This is a genomic window from Bailinhaonella thermotolerans (genome assembly GCF_003594875.1).
Taxonomy (GTDB): Bacteria; Actinomycetota; Actinomycetes; order Streptosporangiales; family Streptosporangiaceae; genus Bailinhaonella; species Bailinhaonella thermotolerans.
This window is the reverse complement of record NZ_QZEY01000003.1, coordinates 209,988-227,352: the sequence shown is the minus strand read 5'-3', so window position 1 is coordinate 227,352 and position 17,365 is coordinate 209,988. Positions and strand designations below refer to the sequence as shown.

Genomic DNA, 17,365 nt, shown 5'->3' with positions numbered 1-17,365 from the left:
CTTGGAAAAAGGCTGCGCGCGCCGCCGTTTTTCCACAATCCGATGAGCCGAACAGTGGAAAATCGGAAAACACCGGCGCCGCGAGTTGCTGCGGAAGGCGGGGAGCATGGCGGAGGGGACGCCCGGCCGCCGGCGCGGGCCGGGACGGCCGCGAGGGGACATCGCGGCCGAGGGGCCGATGAAGGACCTCCTGCGGGACCTGCGGAGACTGCTCGACGAGTCGGGGCTCACCGGGACCGAGATCTCCGCCCGCACCCACTACTCCCGCAGCAGGATCGGCTCGGCCCTGGCCGGGAAGCCTCCGCCCGGCCACGCCCTGCTGCGCGACATCGTCGCCGCGACCGGCCACGACCCCGGCCCCTGGCTGGAACGCCTCGCGTCGATCGGCGAACGGCGGGCGGGCGGCGGCGGGCGCGGCCCGCGGGGCCACGCGGCGGGCGCGGAGCCGCTGGGCCGGGACGCGGGCGCGGAGTTGCTGGGCCGGGACGCGGAGCTGGCGGAGGTGAACGCGCTCGTGACCGCGGCCGTGCGCGGCGACGGCGGCACCCTGGTCGTCCGGGGCGAGGCCGGGATCGGGAAGACCGCGCTGCTGGAGGCGGCCAGGCCCGCCCCGGGGACGCGGGTGCTCTCGGTGCGCTGCCGGGACGGGGAGGCGGGACTGGCCTTCTCGGCTCTCAGCACCCTGCTGCTGCCGATCGCCGACCGCATCCGCCTGCTCCGGCCGCATCTGCGCCGCGCGCTGAACGCCTCGCTCTCCCGCTCCGCCCCCGACCCGGGCGGGCCGAACCGGCTCGACATCGCCCACGGCACCCTGGAACTGCTCGCCAGGTCCGGCCCGGTGCTGGCCGTCCTCGACGACGTGCAGTGGATGGACGCCGACTCCGCCCAGATCCTCGCCTTCGCCGCCAGCCGCCTGGCCGGATCGCCGGTCGCGTTCCTGATCGCCCTGCGCCCCGAATCCGGGTGCGCGATGGACCTGAACGGGCTGCCCGCCATCGTCCTCACCGGCCTGTCCCGCGAGCCCGCCGCGGAGCTGGTCGCCAGGGCGCTCGGCCGTACGGCGGGCGAGGCGGAGCTGGACCGGCTGATGCGGTACACCGGGGGCCATCCGCTCGCCCTGCTGGAACTGTCCCGCGGCGGGATCCCGGCGGGCGACCCGGCGCCGCCACGGCTGCCGCAGGTGCTGGAGAAGGTCTTCCGCGCGCAGCTCGAAACGCTGCCCGCCGACGCGCGCCGCGCGCTGCTGGTGTGCGCGGCGAGCTTCACCGGGGATCTCACCGAGATCAAGGAGGTCCTGGGCCCGGGCGCGGGAGCCGCGCTGGAGCCCGGGGTGAGCGGCGGGCTCATCGAGATCACGGGCAACACCGTGGCGTTCGCCCACCCGCTGGTCCGGTCCGCCGTCTACTGGGATCCGAGGGCGGGGAGATGGGACACCCACGCGGCCCTCGCGCGGGTCCTGCGGAGGCGGGCGGACTCCGGCGCGGCGCAGGACCGCGCCGGCGCGCTGGATCAGCACGCCTGGCACCTCGCCGCCGCCGCCGTCGGCGCCGACGAGGACGCGGCGCGGGCCCTCGACGAGGTGGCGGACCGGGCCCGGCGGCGCGGCGCGCTGGAGGCCGTACGGCAGGCCTGCGAGCGAGCGGCCGCGCTCTCGGCGGATCGGGAGCGCCGGGTGCGCCGCCTGGTACGGGCGGCCGACGCGGCGCGCCTGTCCGGGCGGGCCGAGGAGGCCATGGCGCTGCTCACCCAGGCCGGGGAACCCGTGTCCGCTCGGACGCGGGGTGAGATCGAGCGGGTGCGCGCCCAGATCCTGCAGATCCGCGCCGCGCCCGCGGAGGTCGCCGAGGAACTGGCCGCGATCGCCGCCGGCCTCCGCCGCGAGGAACCCGAGGGGTCCGAAAGGTCCGAAAGGTCCGAAGGGGCCGGAGGGGCCGGAGGGGCCGGAGGGGCCGGAGGGGCCGGAGGGGCCGGAGGGGCCGGAGGGGCCGGAGGGGCCGGAGGGGCCGGAGGGGCCGGAGGGGCCGGAGGGGCCGGAGGGGCCGGAGGGGCCGGAGGGGCCGGAGGGGCCGGAGGGGCCGGAGGGGCCGGAGGGGCCGGAGGGGCCGGAGGGGCCGGAGGGGCCGGAGGGGCCGGAGGGGCCGGAGGGGCCGGAGGGGCCGGAGGGGCCGGAGGGGCCGGAGGGGCCGGAGGGGCCGGAGGGGCCGGAGGGGCCGGAGGGGCCGGAGGGGCCGGAGGGGCCGGAGGGGCCGGAGGGGCCGGAGGGGCCGGAGGGGCCGGAGGGGCCGGAGAAGCCAAACAGGCCGGGAAGTCTGATGGGTCCGGGGAATCCGGGAAGCCGGGGAAGTCCGAGGAGATCGCCGGCCTGCTCGCGACCGCGGCCTCCGCGGCGGTGATGGGGGGCCGCGTCGGCCGGGCGGCGAACCTGGCCGAGGAGGCGTACACGCTCTCCCCCGCCCTCGCGCCCGTGGTGATGCGCGCCTACACCTCGCTGCTCCAGGGGCGCGAGTCCGCTGCCTCGGACCTGCTCGGGAGGCACCGGGAGGAGCTGTTCGCCGCGGACCCGCTCCGGCACGGGGCCGAGACCTTCGGCTTCTCGTGCCTGACCCTGACCTGGCTCGACGAGCACGACACGGCGGAACGGCTCGCCGAGGCCCTGCTCGGCCGCATGGACGAGATCGGCGCCCTGGCGCAGCGGTCCGTGCTGGGCAGCGCCGTCGCGGAACTGGAGTTCCGGCGCGGACGCTGGAACTCCGCCTACGCGCGGGCCGCCCGCGCCGCCGCGCTCGCGGGCGAGCTGGGCCAGCCGGCCATCGCCGCGTTCGCGCTCACCACCCTCGCCAGGATCGAGGCGGCGCAGGGCGGCGTCCGGCGGTGTGAGGAGTACGCCTCCCGCGCGCTGGACCTGCTGGAACCCAACGGCTACACGATGGTCGCGTTCTTCGCCCACCTCGCCCTGGCGCAGTCGGCGCTGGCCGAGGGCCGGGCAGCGGACGCCGCCGAACGGCTGGCGCGCCTGCGGGAGCGGATCGCCGCCGCCGGGGTCCGGACGCCCGCGGTCTTTCCGGTGCACGCGGATCTGGTCGAGGCGTGTCTCTCGGCGGACCGGGCGGGCGAGGCGGCGGCGGCGCTGTCGGAGCTGAGGTCACAGATCGGCCCGTCGTCGCCGCCGTCCGTGCTGGCGGTGGAGGCGCGGTGCCGCGGGCTGCTGGCGGAGGACGTCCACGGCGTCCGGGAGTGCCTGGCCGCGGCGCTCGTCCTCCACGGCCGCGTCTCCGATCCGTACGGCGAGGCGCGCACCCGCCTCGCGCTGGGCCTGCGGCTGCTCCGCTACGGCGAGCCGGCCGGCGAGCATCTGGCCGCCGCCCGCCGTCTGTTCCAGGGGCTCGGCGCCGCCCCCTGGCTCGGCCGGACCGGCCCGCCGGCGACCGCCGCCCCGCCGTACAACGCCCCGCCGTACGACGGCCCGCCGGATGACGCCTCACCGTACGACGGCCCGCCGCACAACGCCCCGCCGCACAACGTCCCGTCGTACGACGCTCCGCCGTACGACGGGCTGAGCGGGCACGAGATGCAGGTGGCGAGGCTGGCGGCGCGGGGGGCGGGTCCCCGGGAGATCGCCGACGCCCTGGTGATGCCCGTGCAGGCGATCGAGGAGGACGTCGCCCGCGTGTGCTCCGTGCTCGGCGCCGCCTCGGCCGCGGATCTGGCGGCGCGGTTCGCCGACCCTCCGGCGGGCCGGTGAGGGCTTTCCGGGGGTCGCACCTGGGTCTATGAGGGCGGGGCGGGTGCGGCAGAGACCCGTGGGGCCTGTGGGGTTCGAGGGGGTTCAGGTGGGTTGGAGCTGTCTGCTGGGGGCGAAAACCTGGTGATTTTTCGGGGCACTTGCCGGAATGCTGGGGGGTGGGCGAGGAGTTTTGTCGGTGGTGCTTGGCAGTGTTGGTGGGGGCCACCACTTCTTTGACAGCCCAGGCTGCGGCGCCAGCCAGGATCAGGCCGTGTCCGACGAAACCGATTGAGGTACCGTGTCCAGCTCGTTGCTCGACTCACCAGCCAAGTCCGTGACACCCGCGTCGAAGCGGACGCCCGCAGTGATCCGGCTGCTGGTGCTCGCCACGTTCGTGGTCATTCTCAATGAGACGATCATGATCAACGCGATCCCGCGGCTGATGAGCGCGATGAACATCAGTGCGCAGACCGCGCAGTGGTTGTCGACCGCGTTCATGCTGACGATGGCGGCCGTCATCCCGATCACCGGGTGGTTCCTGCAGCGGGTCTCGACGCGCACCGCGTACACCACCGCGATGGGGTTGTTCCTGGCCGGTACGGCGCTGGCGGCGGTGGCGCCGACGTTCGCGGTGCTGCTCGGGGGCCGGATCATCCAGGCGTCGGGCACGGCGGTGATGATGCCGCTGCTGATGACGACGCTCATGCAGGTGGTGCCGGAGTCGGCCCGGGGGCGGGTGATGGGCAACGTCACCCTCGCCATCTCGGTCGCGCCGGCCATGGGGCCGACGGTCTCCGGGGTGATCCTGCAGTTCGGGTCCTGGCGGCTGCTGTTCGCCGTGGTGTTCCCCATCGCCGCGCTGATCACCTGGGGCGGGCTGCGGCAGCTCAAGAACATCGGGGAGCCCAAGTACAGCACGATCGACTGGCTGAGCGTGGTGACCGCCGCCGCCGGGTTCGGCGGGCTGGTCTACGGCCTCAGCCTGTTCGAGGGCGGTGACGCGGGGGTGGCCGTCTCGTTCACGGGGGGCGGGCTGCTCCTCATCGCCGTCTTCGTCGTCCGCCAGCTCGCGCTGCAGAAGCGCGGCGTCCCGCTGATGGACCTGCGCACGCTGCGCCACCGCACCTACACCATCGCGCTGATCCTGATGTCGGTCGCCTTCATGGCGATGCTCGGGTCGATGATCCTGCTGCCGCTGTACCTCCAGAGCGTCCGCGGCCTCAACCCGCTGGAGACGGGGCTCCTGGTGATGCCGGGCGGTCTCGCGATGGGGCTGCTCGGGCCGACCGTCGGCCGCCTCTTCGACCGGTTCGGCGGGCGGGTCCTGGTCATCCCCGGCGCCGTCGGCATCACGCTCTCCCTCGCCGGCTTCACCCAGGTCACGATGACCATGCCGTTCTGGCTGCTCCTCGGCCTGCACGCGCTGCTGATGGTGAGCCTGGCCGCGACCTTCACCCCCGTGTTCACCCTCGGGCTCGGCGCGGTCCCGCCGTCGCTCTACTCCCACGGCAGCTCCATCCTGAGCACGCTGCAGCAGGTCTCCGCGGCCATCGGCACCGCGCTCGTGGTCACCGTGATGAGCGCGCGGGCCGACTCCCTCCGGGCCACGGGCGTCGCCAAGGCGCTCGCCGACCTCGACGGCATGCGGCTGGCCTTCATCATCGGCGCGGCGCTGTCCGTGATCGTGATCGTCACCGCCGTGCTCCTGCCGGCCCGCGCCGCCGGCCACGCCGAAGCCCCCGAGGAGACCGCCGAAGCCCCCGCGTGACGCCGTAGAGACCGTCCGCGCGTGCCCGGGCCGCCGGTGAGCCGCAAGGCCCCGGCGGCCCGCGCCACGTCAGCCCGCCCGCAAGACGAAGACCCGCCGGTCCTGGAATTCACGTCCGGGGCGGGTGTCAGAGGGACGGGTTTCAGAGGGGCGGGGTTCGGAGGGGGCGGAGGCGGGTGGGGTGGGCGGCGAGGCGCTGGTGCTGCTGGAGGAGGGTGTGGGTGAGGTTCCAGGCTCGGGGGTCGCCCAGCAGGGAGCCGGTCATCCAGCCGATGGCTTCGGTGATCATGGCGACGGCCTGGTACCGGTACTGCGGGGGGTGGGGGTCGGCGGCGAGGGTCTCGGAGACGCGGCCGGAGAGGGTGGCGGCCAGGTGGGCCATGGCGGACGGGCAGCCCCGGGTGGCGGCCAGCCGGAGCAGGGAGATGGCGAACTCGGGATCGGCGACCTGAAGGCTGGTGGCCAGGCGGTACGCCGCATGGGCGGCCTCTCCGCCGGCGCAGCGGGAGGGGCGCGCGCACGTTTCCCAGGAGCGCCCGGGCACGGATCGGCGACCGGGCGGGAGCGTGGAGAGCGTCATGGAGGTACTCACGATCGGGGGCGATCGGAAGGGCACGGGGCGCCCGGGCGAGGGACCCGGGCGCCGGGTGCGGGGACCCTTAGCGGGCGATCATCCAATGGAGGAACACGCGGAGGAGGAGGCCGCTGAGCACGCCGATCACGATCGCGCTCGGCGCCTGACCCTGGAGCTGGTGGGCCATCCAGGCCGCGAGCGCTCCGCCCTGTACGGCGAAGGCGCCGATGACGGCGGCCCGGAGCGACAGCGCCCGGTGTCCGGAAGCGGACCGGTTGGGCTCATCCTCCTGACGCGAGTCCCCGATGGGACGTACAGTCATAGAACCTGTTTCCTTTCTCATCAAGCGGTGGATCGGTGACAGGCCGCGACGGCTTCCTGCTGCAGACAGGGAGCCGTCGTCCATTTCAAGGCGCATGGACGACGGCTCTCGCCGTTACGGCATCCCTCAGTGTGGAGCCCGGACACCCGGCCGCGCCACAAGAACGACACTTTTCACGAATAACAACGACATGTCCTGACACGACAAATCGGACTACAGTCGCTTTGCTTCGCCAACGTCCGGATATCCCAGCTCAGGGCACAGACCGCCCAAGGTCCGTAGATCGTGCCAATCATCGCGGGAAATAGGCGACCCTTGCACTTGCACGTGCATTTGCATGATCATATTCCCGGGAAGATCACTGCGCTTCAGGATCGGCCATCGCCGGGAATTTCATGATTTATCAGGATTAATCGCTCCCGGTCCGCGCCCCCGTGCCGGCGCCCGGCCGTACCAGGAGAAGCATGGCCAGGATGAGGGCGGCGAGGAGCGCGAAGGCCGCCGGGTAGCCGGTCGCGGTGGACAGGAGGCCGAAGGCGGTGCCGCCCAGGCCGATGCCGATGTCGAAGGCGATGTTCCAGAGCGCGCTGGTGGTGCTCGGCGTGGGCGTGCTCTCGAACATGAGCGACAGGCTGACATTCTGCGCCGCGCCGAAGCCCGCGCCGAAGAGGAGCGCGCCGGCGAGGGCGGCGGCGGGGTGCGCGGCGGCGGCCAGCAGGAGCACCCCGGCCGCCGCCAGAGCGATCGCGGGGACGAGGAGCCGCCGCTGGCCGTGCCGGTCGCCGTGGTGCCCAGACCACCAGCGGGTGAAGGTGGTGGCCACGGCCTGGGCCAGGAGCGCGATGGGGGCGATGACCGGGGTCGTCGCCAGAGGGAGGAACGTGACCAGCGCGCCGTAGGCCAGGGCGGTGGTGGCGAAGGCGAGCGCGGGGCGGGCGGTGCCCGGATCGCGGAGCGCGGTCAGCATGCCCTGGACCTGCTCGGGGCCGGAGGACCGGGCGGGCGTGGCGGGCACCGCGGGCAGGGCCGCGAGGGCGGCCCCGGCGGCGACGGCGAAGACCAGCGGATAACCGAGGTGGGTGGCCACCCAGACCCCCGCAGGCAGGGCGAGGACGGCGGGTATGCCGATCACCACGCCGTACAGCCCCAGGGCCTCGCCGCGCCGGGACGGGGGCGCCAGCTCGGCCACCAGCGCGCTGCCCAGGACCACGACCACGGCGAATCCCAGCCCGCGCACCACGCTGACCACCAGGATCGGGACGAGGGACCGGGTGGCGAGGAGGGCCAGGGCGGGGACGCCGAGGAGGAGCACCCCCGCGGCCAGGACCGGGCGGTAGCCGTACCTGGTGACCAGGGCGGGGACGAACATCTCGGCCACGACCGTGGAGAACATGAGGGCGCCGGTGGCCAGGCCCGCGCCCACCGCGCCGGCGCCGCCCGCCTCGGCGTAGAGGGGGACCGTGGACAGCAGGAGGTAGGCACTGGTCATCGCGGCGAACTGCCCCCAGAAGACCAGGAGGAGGGGGCGACTGAGGATCGCGGGACGCGCCGCCGTTGACTCGCTCATGGTCAACGACCTTACGAAACCGCCCTGACCTGCTCCGGCGCAGGGGTTGAGGATCCTCCCGCCCGGGTTGAACCGGTCCACACCCGATGTCACCCCCTCCGCACACCTCGCACATGCCGTACGGCAGGTGCATCCGGTACGGCGCACGCGGGGCGACGCGAGCCGTACGGCGGTGGCCGGCGCGAGCCGTACGGCGGGGCTTTTGCGCGCGGCGTCGGACGCGAGCCGTACGGCAAGCGGAGCGGCGGCGCCCGGCGCGGACGGCGGCGCCCGGCCGGGACGGCGGCGTCCGGCGCGGGCGGGAGCCGTACGGCGGGACGGGTCAGGCGGCGGCGCTCTTGTGGCCGTTGAACGGGTAGAAGACGGCGCGGACGCAGCCCTTCTTCTTGTTCTTGAACAGGTCGTAGCCCTTGGGGGCGTCGTCGAGCGACATCGGGTGCGTGAGGAGGTGGCGCGCCTCCAGGCGGCCCTGCGACATGAGTTCCAGGAGGCGGGGGATGTAGCGCTGGCCGTGCTGCTGGCCGCTGCGGAGCGTCAGGCTCTTGTTGACCACCGCGCCCATCGGGAACTTGTCCACCCAGCCCAGGTAGACGCCCAGCACGGATACCACCCCGCCCTTGCGGCAGGCCATGATCGCCTGGCGGAGCGTGAGGCCGCGGTCCGTCTGGAGGCGGAGGCCCTGCTTGGCGCGGTCGTAGGCGTACTGCGGGCCCTTGCCGTGCGACTCCATGCCGACGGCCTCGATGCACACGTCGGGCCCGCGCCCGCCGGTCATCTCCTTGAGCGCGTCCAGGACGTCGGTCTTCTCGTAGTCGAGGATCTCGGCGCCGGCCTTCTCGCGGGCCATGGACAGCCGCTCGGGGAACCGGTCGATGGCGATCACGCGCTCCGCGCCCATGAGGTACGCGGCCTTCATCGCCATCTGCCCGACTCCTCCGCAGCCCCAGACCGCGACCACGTCACCGGGCCCGACGTTGGCGATGTCCGCGCCCATCCAGCCGGTCGGCACCGCGTCGGAGGCGAAGACGGCGTCCTCGTCGGAGACGTTCTCCGGGACCGGGAAGGCGTTGTGGTCGGCGTACGGCACGCGCACGTACTCGGCGTGGCTGCCCGCGAAGCCGCCCATCGCGTGGGAGTAGCCGAAGATCCCGGCCCCCGCGTGGCCGATGGCCGTCTCCAGGAAGGCCGGGTTCGGGTTGGTGTTGTCGCACAGGGACCAGGTGCCCTGGCGGCAGTACCGGCAGCGCCCGCAGCCGATGATCGAGCAGACGACGACCCGCTCGCCCACCCGCCGCCTGGACACGTCCGGCCCCACCTCGACGACCTCGCCGATGAACTCGTGCCCGAGGACGTCCCCGGCCGCCATCGCCGGGACGTACCCGTCCAGCAGGTGCAGGTCCGACCCGCACACCGAGCTGGCCGTCACCTTCACGATCGCGTCCTGCCGGTTGAGCAGGCCGGGGTCCGGCACCTTCTCGACCTTGACGTCGTTCACGCCGGTCCAGCACAACGCCCGCATCACGCGCTCCTTCTCGCGAGCCGCTTCGCCGCCGGGAGCACCGCGCGCCCGACCGCGGTCCTGCGCCCTTCCGTCTGCCCCTCGACCCGCAGCACCTCGCCGGTCTCCAGCAGTTGCTTCACCGCCCGCAGCGACTCGCGCGCCTGCCCGGTCGCCGGCCGTACGGCGATCTCGCTGCCCCGTCCGCCGGGCGCGGCGGTCACGCGCACCTCGTGGTGCTCGGCCAGCCGCGCGAGCGCGTCCGGCCGGGCGTCCCCGGTGAGCTCCCGGGGTTCGCGCAAGACGGTCATCACAACCCATTCCCGCGTCTTCGCGACCCTGCGCCGCCTCACGGCCGCCGCCACACCTCCGACCGCGACCGCCGCCACGGCGAGCTTGACCTTGGCGCCCACAGCGCCCCCTTTCCTCACTCGCCCAACGCTCCTGCCCCCCCCTCCCACCCCCACAAACCCCCCACTCCCCCGCACACCGCCCAAGCCCCCCCCGCAGCGAATGCCGTACGGCCGAGCAAAGCCCGGCACCGATCCCGCCGTCCCCGCGAGCGCGAGCCTCGCCATTCCCAGCGGTAAGCCGCCCTTCACCAGGCCACCTCGAACCAGATCCTCCAGCCCTTACCGTGCCGCTCAGCGCCCCACCGCCGAGAGAGCGCTTCGACGAGGCTCAGTCCCCGGCCGCCGACCTCCTCCAGGCCGGATTGAACGGGACGAGGGATGGTTCCGGCTCCACCGAGATCCAGAACCTCAACACGAAGTCCGTCTTCAGTCGCTCTCATGCCGACGAAGACCATCCCGCCAGGGCGACCCGAATCGCTATGGCGAATCGCGTTAGCGATCAGCTCGCCCGCCATCAGCTCGATGTCGTCGGCCAGTTCGGTCCCGTGGGTTCTCAGGAGCATACGTAGGTGCAGGTCAGCGGCGCATCGGATCGTATGGCGGATCTCCGACAACGTACGAAGGTCTCCGGGGAAGGCGAGCAGGTGCTTCAGATTCGAGAAGATCCGTCCACGGTCGTACGTAGACGCAGAGCCGCTGCCGCTCTCTGCATCACCACAATCCGTCGCATTCGTCTCCAGGTGTGTCGCCACTGGTCCTCCTCGCCTGCGCAGGTGATCGCTTGCCGTTCGTCGGCATGAAAGGAGAGGCGGATAACTCGCCTCGCCATAACCCATTGCGCGGCGACGGCGTTCGCTCCAGCAGCCACGATTCCGGGTCAGGAGCATCAGGAGCAGAATCCGCCGTCCAAGCGCCCACGACCCCACGAGACGAACCTCCGTCACGCAAGGTCGTTAACTGTCACACTCATAGTGAGGGCGCACGCAGTGACTTGCAACGTGCATTCACAAACGTGCGCGCTATGCCGGAATAATCCCTGCTCGAATAAGATCGTCACAGCATCGACAGCGAGGACACTTGCCATGTCCGAGACCAACCCCACCGTCAGCCGCCGCCTACTCGCCGAGGAACTGCGAAAGCTCCGCGAAGCCCGTGGAATCACGATGGAGGATGTCGCCGCTCGCCTGGAATGGTCTCGCTTCAAGCTCCTGCGCCTGGAGAACGGCCATGCCAAGCGCCCGTATATCCACGACATCAACCTCTTGTGCGACGTCTACGGCGTCGACGACCCACGGGTCCGCGAGGCCCTGCTCACACTCGCTCGCGACGCCGGCAAGCGCGGCTGGTGGGCGGCCTATGACGACGTGCTCAAAGGTGCTTACGTGGGGCTCGAAGCCGGAGCCTCGCAGATCAGAACGTTCCAGCTTTCCGTAATTCCGGGCTTGCTACAAACGCCCGAGTATGCCGCAGCCCTCGTGCGCGCCGCCATGGTCCGCGATCCGCTGGAAATCAAGCGACGCGTGGAAGCGCGGATGGCACGACAGCGGATCCTCGAACGGGACAATCCACCGATGCTTTGGGCCGTCATCGACGAGATGGCCCTGCTGCGCTCACCCGGCGATCCCGAGGTCCATAGGCGGCAACTTCGCCGACTGATCGACACCGGCCCCCTCGAACACGTGAAGATCCAGATTCTCAAGCTGTCCGAGGGCTTCCACCCGGGTCTATCAGGGCAGTTCGTGATCCTGGACTTCCCCGGCGACGTCGAGAAGTCCGTGGTCCACCTGGAGACGGCCACCGACGGCCTGTATCTGGAGGAGCCCGAGGAGCGGAAGCGCTATAGCCTGGCTTGGCAGTACCTCTGCGCTTCCGCTCTGAGTACTGACGCGTCGATCGCGTATCTGTCCACTCTGATCGACAACCTGGGAGGATCTCGTGGATCTGTCCCGCGCCGAATGGCGCAAGAGCAGACGTAGTCAGGGCACGGGCAACGACTGCGTCGAGGTCGCCGACTTATCCGACGCCATCGCGGTCCGCGACTCCAAGAACCCGGACGGCGGAGCGCTCGTCATCTCCCGCTCCTCCTGGTCCGGGTTCATGAACGACATCAAGGCGGGCAAGCTCAGCCCGTGAGCGAGGTCCCGGCGCGTTTCGGTGATCTCGCTGCTGAATGAGGCCCTGCAAGACCCGGGCCAGAGGCTGGCGGGGAGCACGCCGGGTCCTCGACTCGGCCGTGCTTCGAGAGGAGCGTCGCATGGCAGACGAGGGCATTCGCTGGCGTAAGTCGTCCTGGAGCGGGGGCGACGCGAACTGTGTCGAGGTGGCGCGGACGGGCGATTTCGTCGCCGTCCCGCGACTCCAAGGACCCAGGTGGTCCTGCCCCGTGGTTCACCCGCGACGAATGGGCCGCGTTCCGGCGCTCCGTCGAAGACGGCGGCGCTTGACCGACTGGTCCCCTCCATCTCACTGGGGCGCCCTCCAAACCGTGCTTCCCTTATCCGGGCCGGCCTTGGCGCTGACGGCGTGCGAATGGCTCACGGGCTCGTGGCGCTCATTGGCGATTCCTTTCGCGGAGCCCTGGGCCGGGGTCGCCTCGGCGATGGTCATCAGCGCGCGTTCGCCGGGGGTGGGGATCGTCGAGGTTTGCGGGGGAGCGCGAGGGGGCGGCGGCCCCTTCGTTCGGGGGTGTGGGGGCGGAGCCCCCGCTGGGGCCGGCTGAGCTTGAACGCGCGGAGCGCTCTCACGCGAAGACCTTGCCTTTGCGCGCCCGGCTGTGCAGAGAGCACCCGGCTGTGCAGAAAAACGCGGTTTCGGGGGGCGCGCGGCGGGCGTAGGGTGCGGGTATGGCCTGGCGACATTGATCCACACCTGAGTCCCGATTGGCGCGGAGGCTGTACGCCTTCGCGTTCCTGGACGATCTCGTCCTGCTGTATCCCGTCTACGCGCTGCTGTTCGCCCGGACCGGGCTGTCGGCGGCGCAGATCTCCTCGTTGTTCGTCATCTGGTCGGTGACCTCGTTCGCGCTGGAGATCCCCTCCGGGCTGTGGGCCGACCTCTTCTCGCGGCGGCGGCTGCTGATCGCCGCGCCCCTGCTCGGCGGGGCGGGCTTCGCGCTGTGGACCTTCTTCCCGTCGTATCCGGCCTTCGCCGCCGGTTTCCTCCTGTGGGGAGCCGGTACGGCACTGCGGTCGGGCGCGCTGCAGGCCCTCGTCTACGAGGAACTGGCCAGGGCGGGCGCGACCTCGTCGTACCCCCGGCTGATCGGCCGCTCCGAGGCGGTCGCCACCACCGCGGAGATGTTCGCGGCGGGCCTGGCGGCGCCGGTGCTGGCCGCGGGCGGGTACCTCGCGGTGGGCGTGGCCAGCGTCGTGGCCACCGTGCTGACCTCCCTCGCCGCCGCCGCGCTGCCGGAGTCCCGGGCCCGGCCGGGATCGCGGGCGCGAGGGGAGTCCCGGCCGCGCGCGGAATCCCAGGCGCTCACCGGATCCGCGGCGCGAGAGGAGTCTTCCGGCCGGTCGGAGGAGGGCGGCGGGGAGGAGGGGTTCGCCGCGACGGTCCGCGCCGGGCTGGCCGGGCTGCGCGGGTCTCCCACGGTGCGGCGAGCGCTGCTCCTCGTGGCGGCCCTCATGGGCGTGACCGCGATCGATGAGTACATCCCCCTGCTCGCGGAGTCCACCGGAGCCGGCACGGCCGCCGTCCCCCTCCTGATGCTGCTGGTCCTGGCGGGGAACACGGCGGGCGGCTGGCTCGCCGGGACCGGCACCCGCTGGGCGGCCCCGGTCCTCGCGGTCGGCGCGGTCTGCCTGGCGGCCGGCGCGCTCATCCCCCACCCGGCGGGGCTGGTCCTCATCGCCGCGGCGTTCGGCGTCTTCCAGTGGACGACGGCCGCCGCCGACGCCCGGCTCCAGGCTCACCTCACCGACCGCACCCGGGCCACCATGACCTCGGTCTCCGGCCTGGGCGCCGAGGTCTTCGCCGTCCTCACCTTCGCCGCCTACGCCCTGGGCTCCACCTGGTCCGCGCCGGGGCCGCTCTTCGCGCTCGCGGCCCTGCCGTACCTCATGATCGCTCTCATCCTCCGGCGAAACCCCCATCATCCGGGCGATGGGGATTAGCCTCTTCCCGTGGCCGCGGTGGGGCGATTCCGGGTGAGTGATCTGGCGCTGGCGGGCGTCGTCCTGGTTCTCAACCTGAGCGCGCAGGCGGCGCAGGGGCATTCGGCGGCGGGCTACGCCCTCGTCGGGCCGCCCGCCCTGGCGCTGCTCCTGCGGCGGGAGCGGGCGCTCGCCGTGCTGGCGGTCGTGGCCGCGTGCGACCTGATCAGGGCGGCGGCCACGGCGTCCACGGCCGCGAACGTCGCGACGCTGGTGGCGCTCTACTCGGTGGGGCGATACCTCGCGCCCCGGGTCGCGTGGGCGGCGGCGGGCGCGGCCTTCCCGGTGTACGGCGCGATCGCGCTGCTGACCTCGCTGCGGCGGCAGGGGCGCACGCTCGGGGACGTGGAGGCGTTCGACCTCGTGCCCACGGGCGCGGTCGCGCTGTGGCCGGTGTTCGTGGTGCTCCTCGGACAGCTCGTGCGGCTCAACCTCGAACTGCGGGAGCGCCGGCGGGCCGAGGTGGCGGACGCGGCGGTGCGGGCGGAGCGGCGCCGGATCGCGCGCGAGCTGCACGATGTGGTCGCCCACCACATCACCACGATGCACGCCCTCATCGGCGGCGCGCGGCTCACCCTGGCCCGGGACCCCCGGCTGGCGGAGTCCTCCCTCACCGACGCCGAGCGCGCCGGCCGCGAGGCCCTGGCGGAGATGCGCCACCTGCTGCGCCTCCTCCGCGCCGACGACATCACGGTCTCCTCCGCCCCCGCCCGGGCCGCCGCCGGGCCCGGGACCGCCGCGGCCGGCTCCCCCGGCGCCGGACCCGCCGAGGCGGGCACCGCCGTACGGCCGGAGGCGGGGAGCGACGGGAGTACGGCGGACGCCGGCCGGGCGGGCGGTGGAACCGGGGCGGCCGGAACGGCCGGGGACGGGCGTGGCGCGCCGGGCCTGGGCGGTCCGGGCCCCCGCTCCGGCGGCGCCGGGACCGGCGCGGGCGGCCCGGGGGCCGGTGACGGCGCGGGCGGCCCGGGGTCCGGTGACGGCGCGGGCGGCCCGGGGTCCGGTGACGGCGCGGCGCGGGCCGAGTCGGGGCACTGGGGCCTGGGCGGGCGGGGCGTCGCGGAGCTGGGGGAACTGGTCGAACGGGCGCGGGGCATGGGGCTCGCGGCGCGGCTGGAGACGCGCGGGGAGCCGGTGGCGCTGCCCCGAGCCGTGGATCACACGGTCTACCGGATCGTGCAGGAGGCGCTGACCAACACGCGGAAGTACGCGGGCACCGGCGCCCGCGTCGCCGTGCGGGTCGGGCACGAGCCCGGCGCGGTCGAGGTGGAGGTCGTCGACGAGGGGCCCGCCGAGGATCGCGCCCAGGCCCGCGCGCGGGGACGCCGGGACGCGTCCGCGGCCGTCCCCGGCGGGCCCCCGGGCGGGTTCGGGCTGGTGGGCATGGCCGAACGCGTGGCGATGTGCGGCGGCGACCTGCGGAGCGGCGCCCGGCCCGAAGGCGGCTTCCGCGTCTGGGCCCGGCTGCCCGTGAGCCGGGAGACGGCCTGAGTCCCGCGCCCGGCCCCTCCGCCTGGCCTCTCTGTCTGCTCCTCCACCTGGCCCTTCTGCCGGCCCCACCGCCTGCTCCTCGCCTGGCCGCTCTGTCTGCCCTTCCGCCTGGCCGCTCTGTCCGCCCCTCCGCCTGGCCGCTCTGTCGGCCACTCCGCCTGCCGTGATCTCGCGATCCCCGCCCGACGTACGCGGGGCGGATCGCCGTCCTCGCGTGGGGCGGGCGGCTCCGCCGTACGGAGGAGGGGGATTGGGAGCCGGGGCCCGGACGGCGGGGCGCGCGGGACCTGGGGCCCAGCGGTGAAAGGGGCCGTGAGCAGGAGGGATTCGCGGAGCCGAGCCGGGATCGTGGAGGTGAGTGGAAGGAGACGCCATGCGAATCACGAGACTCGCCGCGGGCGGGCTGCTGACGGCGGCGCTGGCCGGATCGACGATCTCCGGCGGTACGGCGGCGGCGGAGACGACGAGGACGACGACGCAGGAGAAGGCTCCCCGCTGGGAGACGTGCGCGGGCCCGGGACTGCCCGCCGACATGCGGTGCGCGACGGTGCGGGTTCCGGTGGACTGGGCCCGGCCGGGCGGGCCGGCGATCGACCTGAGGGTGGCGCGGCTGGCCGCGACCGGGCCCAGGATCGGGTCGGTGCTCCTGGTGCCGGGCGGCCCGGGCAAGTCCTCGGTCCAGGATCTCGCCCAGTCCGGGCGGCACTTCGCGGGGCTGCGGCAGCGGTTCGACCTCGTGGCGTTCGACCCTCGCCACCACTACGAGCGGCTGGCCGCGCTGGCGCCCGAATGCTCGCGGCCGGGCGTCGCGCTGGTGACCGACCCGCGCGATCCCCAGGCGTACGGCAGGCAGGCCCGGGCGCTGGCCGACGCGATGGACCGGTGCCGGCGCGCCGACGGCACCGGCCTGGTCGATCACCTGGACGCGGTCTCGGTGGCGCGCGACATGGAGGCGATCCGGGCGGTGCTGGGCGAGGAGCGGCTGAGCCTCATGGCCGAGTCGTACGGGGGCTTCCCGGCGGCGGCGTACGCGCGGCTGCACCCGGGGCGGATCCGGGCGATGTACCTCGACGGCACGCCGGACCACACCGTGAGCCTGACCGAGCTGAGCCGGCTGGGGACGGAGCCGCTGGAGCGCGTGTTCGGGCGCTTCGCCGCCTGGTGCGCGGAGGACCCGGCGTGCGCGCTGCGCGGGCAGGACGTGCGCGGCGTGTGGCGGCGGCTGCTGCGGGACGCCGACCGGCGGCCGATCCCGTTCACCGGCAAGGGCCCGTTCGGCGAGGTCCGGGGCGAGATGAGCGGGATGCACCTGGCGTTCGCGGCCCCGCTCCTCCTCGCCCAGGAGGACCAGGGCCGCTGGCGGGACCTCGCCGCGGCGATCGACCGCGCGCGGCGGGGCGACGTCTCGGGGTTCGCGGACCTCGTCGCCGGTAACTCGCAGGTCTGGACGCGCCCGGCCGGGATCGCCGCCCAGTGCCCCAACTACGGGACCGGCGGCGGCTACCGCGCCCTCGCCCGCGAACGGCGCGAGCTCGGGCGCGACCTGCCCGACCTGGGCCGGTCCGCCGCCTGGCTCCGGACCGTCTGCTCCGGCCGGCCGGACCCGGCGAACCCGCCCGGGCCGATCCCGGCGCGCGAGCTGCCACCCCTCCTCGGGGCCGGGAGCCGGACGGACCACGGCATGACCGCCGCTCTGGTGGGCAACGTCCCCGGCTCCGCCACCGTCCGCTACGACGCCCCCGGTCACAGCCTCTACCTGTCCGGAGTGCGCTGCGTGATCGCCCACGCCGACCGCTACCTGACCGACCTGCGCCTTCCCCCGAAGGGCACCGTCTGCCCCAAGGAGTGACCGCCCCGGTGGCCGCCTCTGGGAGCGACCGTTCCGGCCGTCGCCGCACCGCCCGAAGGTGCGGC

General features: G+C 73.7%; 14 protein-coding genes and 1 pseudogene. 9 read left to right on the top strand and 6 right to left on the bottom strand.

Annotated elements, in window-relative coordinates; translation table 11 throughout:
- The first annotated feature begins 106 nt into the window (after positions 1–106).
- Positions 107–3,742: an ATP-binding protein gene (locus tag D5H75_RS10285; RefSeq protein ID WP_119926176.1), complete on the top strand. Its 3,636-nt coding sequence runs from the start codon at positions 107–109 to the stop codon at positions 3,740–3,742.
- Between the two features lie 280 nt (positions 3,743–4,022).
- Positions 4,023–5,492, top strand: a complete 1,470-nt coding sequence (locus tag D5H75_RS10280; RefSeq protein WP_242454117.1) for an MDR family MFS transporter — start codon at positions 4,023–4,025, stop codon at positions 5,490–5,492.
- A gap of 142 nt (positions 5,493–5,634) precedes the next feature.
- Here D5H75_RS10280 and D5H75_RS10275 read toward each other — a convergent pair whose 3' ends face one another.
- The 6 genes from D5H75_RS10275 to D5H75_RS10250 all read right to left on the bottom strand — a co-directional run bounded on the left by D5H75_RS10275 (position 5,635) and on the right by D5H75_RS10250 (position 10,558).
- Entirely contained in the window at positions 5,635–6,072 is a 438-nt protein-coding gene (locus D5H75_RS10275) for a hypothetical protein (RefSeq protein ID WP_119926174.1), read from the bottom strand.
- A gap of 79 nt (positions 6,073–6,151) precedes the next feature.
- The gene (locus D5H75_RS10270) at positions 6,152–6,388 is read right to left on the bottom strand and encodes a hypothetical protein (protein ID WP_119926173.1); all 237 of its coding nucleotides are present in this window, start codon (positions 6,386–6,388) and stop codon (positions 6,152–6,154) included.
- A 409-nt stretch (positions 6,389–6,797) separates the two neighbouring features.
- Positions 6,798–7,955, bottom strand: a complete 1,158-nt coding sequence (locus D5H75_RS10265; RefSeq protein WP_119926172.1) for an MFS transporter — start codon at positions 7,953–7,955, stop codon at positions 6,798–6,800.
- A 322-nt stretch (positions 7,956–8,277) separates the two neighbouring features.
- The gene (locus D5H75_RS10260) at positions 8,278–9,474 is read right to left on the bottom strand and encodes a zinc-dependent alcohol dehydrogenase (RefSeq protein WP_119926171.1); all 1,197 of its coding nucleotides are present in this window, start codon (positions 9,472–9,474) and stop codon (positions 8,278–8,280) included.
- Positions 9,474–9,866, bottom strand: coding sequence for a hypothetical protein (locus tag D5H75_RS10255; RefSeq protein ID WP_119926170.1), 393 nt, complete (start codon positions 9,864–9,866; stop codon positions 9,474–9,476). The genes D5H75_RS10260 and D5H75_RS10255 overlap by 1 nt, the downstream gene beginning before the upstream one ends.
- Before the next feature lie 185 nt (positions 9,867–10,051).
- A complete protein-coding gene (locus D5H75_RS10250) occupies positions 10,052–10,558 on the bottom strand; it encodes an ATP-binding protein (RefSeq protein WP_202638021.1) in 507 nt (168 codons plus the stop codon).
- Between the two features lie 330 nt (positions 10,559–10,888).
- Here D5H75_RS10250 and D5H75_RS10245 point away from each other — a divergent pair, with 330 nt between their 5' ends.
- The 7 genes and pseudogenes from D5H75_RS10245 (at position 10,889) to D5H75_RS10220 (ending at position 17,300) form a co-directional block, all read left to right on the top strand.
- On the top strand, positions 10,889–11,782 hold the full coding sequence (locus D5H75_RS10245) for a helix-turn-helix domain-containing protein (RefSeq protein ID WP_119926168.1): 894 nt from the start codon (positions 10,889–10,891) through the stop codon (positions 11,780–11,782).
- A complete protein-coding gene (locus D5H75_RS10240; protein WP_119926167.1) occupies positions 11,742–11,939 on the top strand; it encodes a DUF397 domain-containing protein in 198 nt (65 codons plus the stop codon). Before D5H75_RS10245 ends, D5H75_RS10240 begins: the two co-directional genes overlap by 41 nt.
- Positions 11,940–11,976: 37 nt before the next feature.
- Positions 11,977–12,144: pseudogene (locus D5H75_RS44580) on the top strand (DUF397 domain-containing protein); the annotation flags it as partial.
- Positions 12,119–12,250, top strand: a complete 132-nt coding sequence (locus D5H75_RS44015) for a DUF397 domain-containing protein (protein ID WP_277949928.1) — start codon at positions 12,119–12,121, stop codon at positions 12,248–12,250. The pseudogene D5H75_RS44580 and the gene D5H75_RS44015, both read left to right, overlap by 26 nt.
- Positions 12,251–12,685: 435 nt before the next feature.
- Positions 12,686–13,921, top strand: a complete 1,236-nt coding sequence (locus tag D5H75_RS10230; RefSeq protein ID WP_119926166.1) for an MFS transporter — start codon at positions 12,686–12,688, stop codon at positions 13,919–13,921.
- Positions 13,922–13,954: 33 nt separating this feature from the next.
- Entirely contained in the window at positions 13,955–15,451 is a 1,497-nt protein-coding gene (locus tag D5H75_RS10225; protein WP_147425107.1) for a sensor histidine kinase, read from the top strand.
- A gap of 373 nt (positions 15,452–15,824) precedes the next feature.
- Positions 15,825–17,300, top strand: coding sequence for an alpha/beta fold hydrolase (locus D5H75_RS10220; protein WP_119926164.1), 1,476 nt, complete (start codon positions 15,825–15,827; stop codon positions 17,298–17,300).
- Positions 17,301–17,365 lie beyond the last annotated feature (65 nt).

Excerpts from the sequence above, each read along its gene's own strand:
- D5H75_RS10285 (WP_119926176.1), top strand. The coding sequence starts at position 107 with ATGGCGGAGGGGACGCCCGGCCGCCGGCGCGGGCCGGGACGGCCGCGA.
- D5H75_RS10265 (WP_119926172.1), bottom strand. The coding sequence starts at position 7,955 with ATGAGCGAGTCAACGGCGGCGCGTCCCGCGATCCTCAGTCGCCCCCTC.
- D5H75_RS10260 (WP_119926171.1), bottom strand. The coding sequence starts at position 9,474 with ATGCGGGCGTTGTGCTGGACCGGCGTGAACGACGTCAAGGTCGAGAAG.
- D5H75_RS10275 (WP_119926174.1), bottom strand. The coding sequence starts at position 6,072 with ATGACGCTCTCCACGCTCCCGCCCGGTCGCCGATCCGTGCCCGGGCGC.
- D5H75_RS10245 (WP_119926168.1), top strand. The coding sequence starts at position 10,889 with ATGTCCGAGACCAACCCCACCGTCAGCCGCCGCCTACTCGCCGAGGAA.
- D5H75_RS10270 (WP_119926173.1), bottom strand. The coding sequence starts at position 6,388 with ATGACTGTACGTCCCATCGGGGACTCGCGTCAGGAGGATGAGCCCAAC.
- D5H75_RS10220 (WP_119926164.1), top strand. The coding sequence starts at position 15,825 with ATGCGAATCACGAGACTCGCCGCGGGCGGGCTGCTGACGGCGGCGCTG.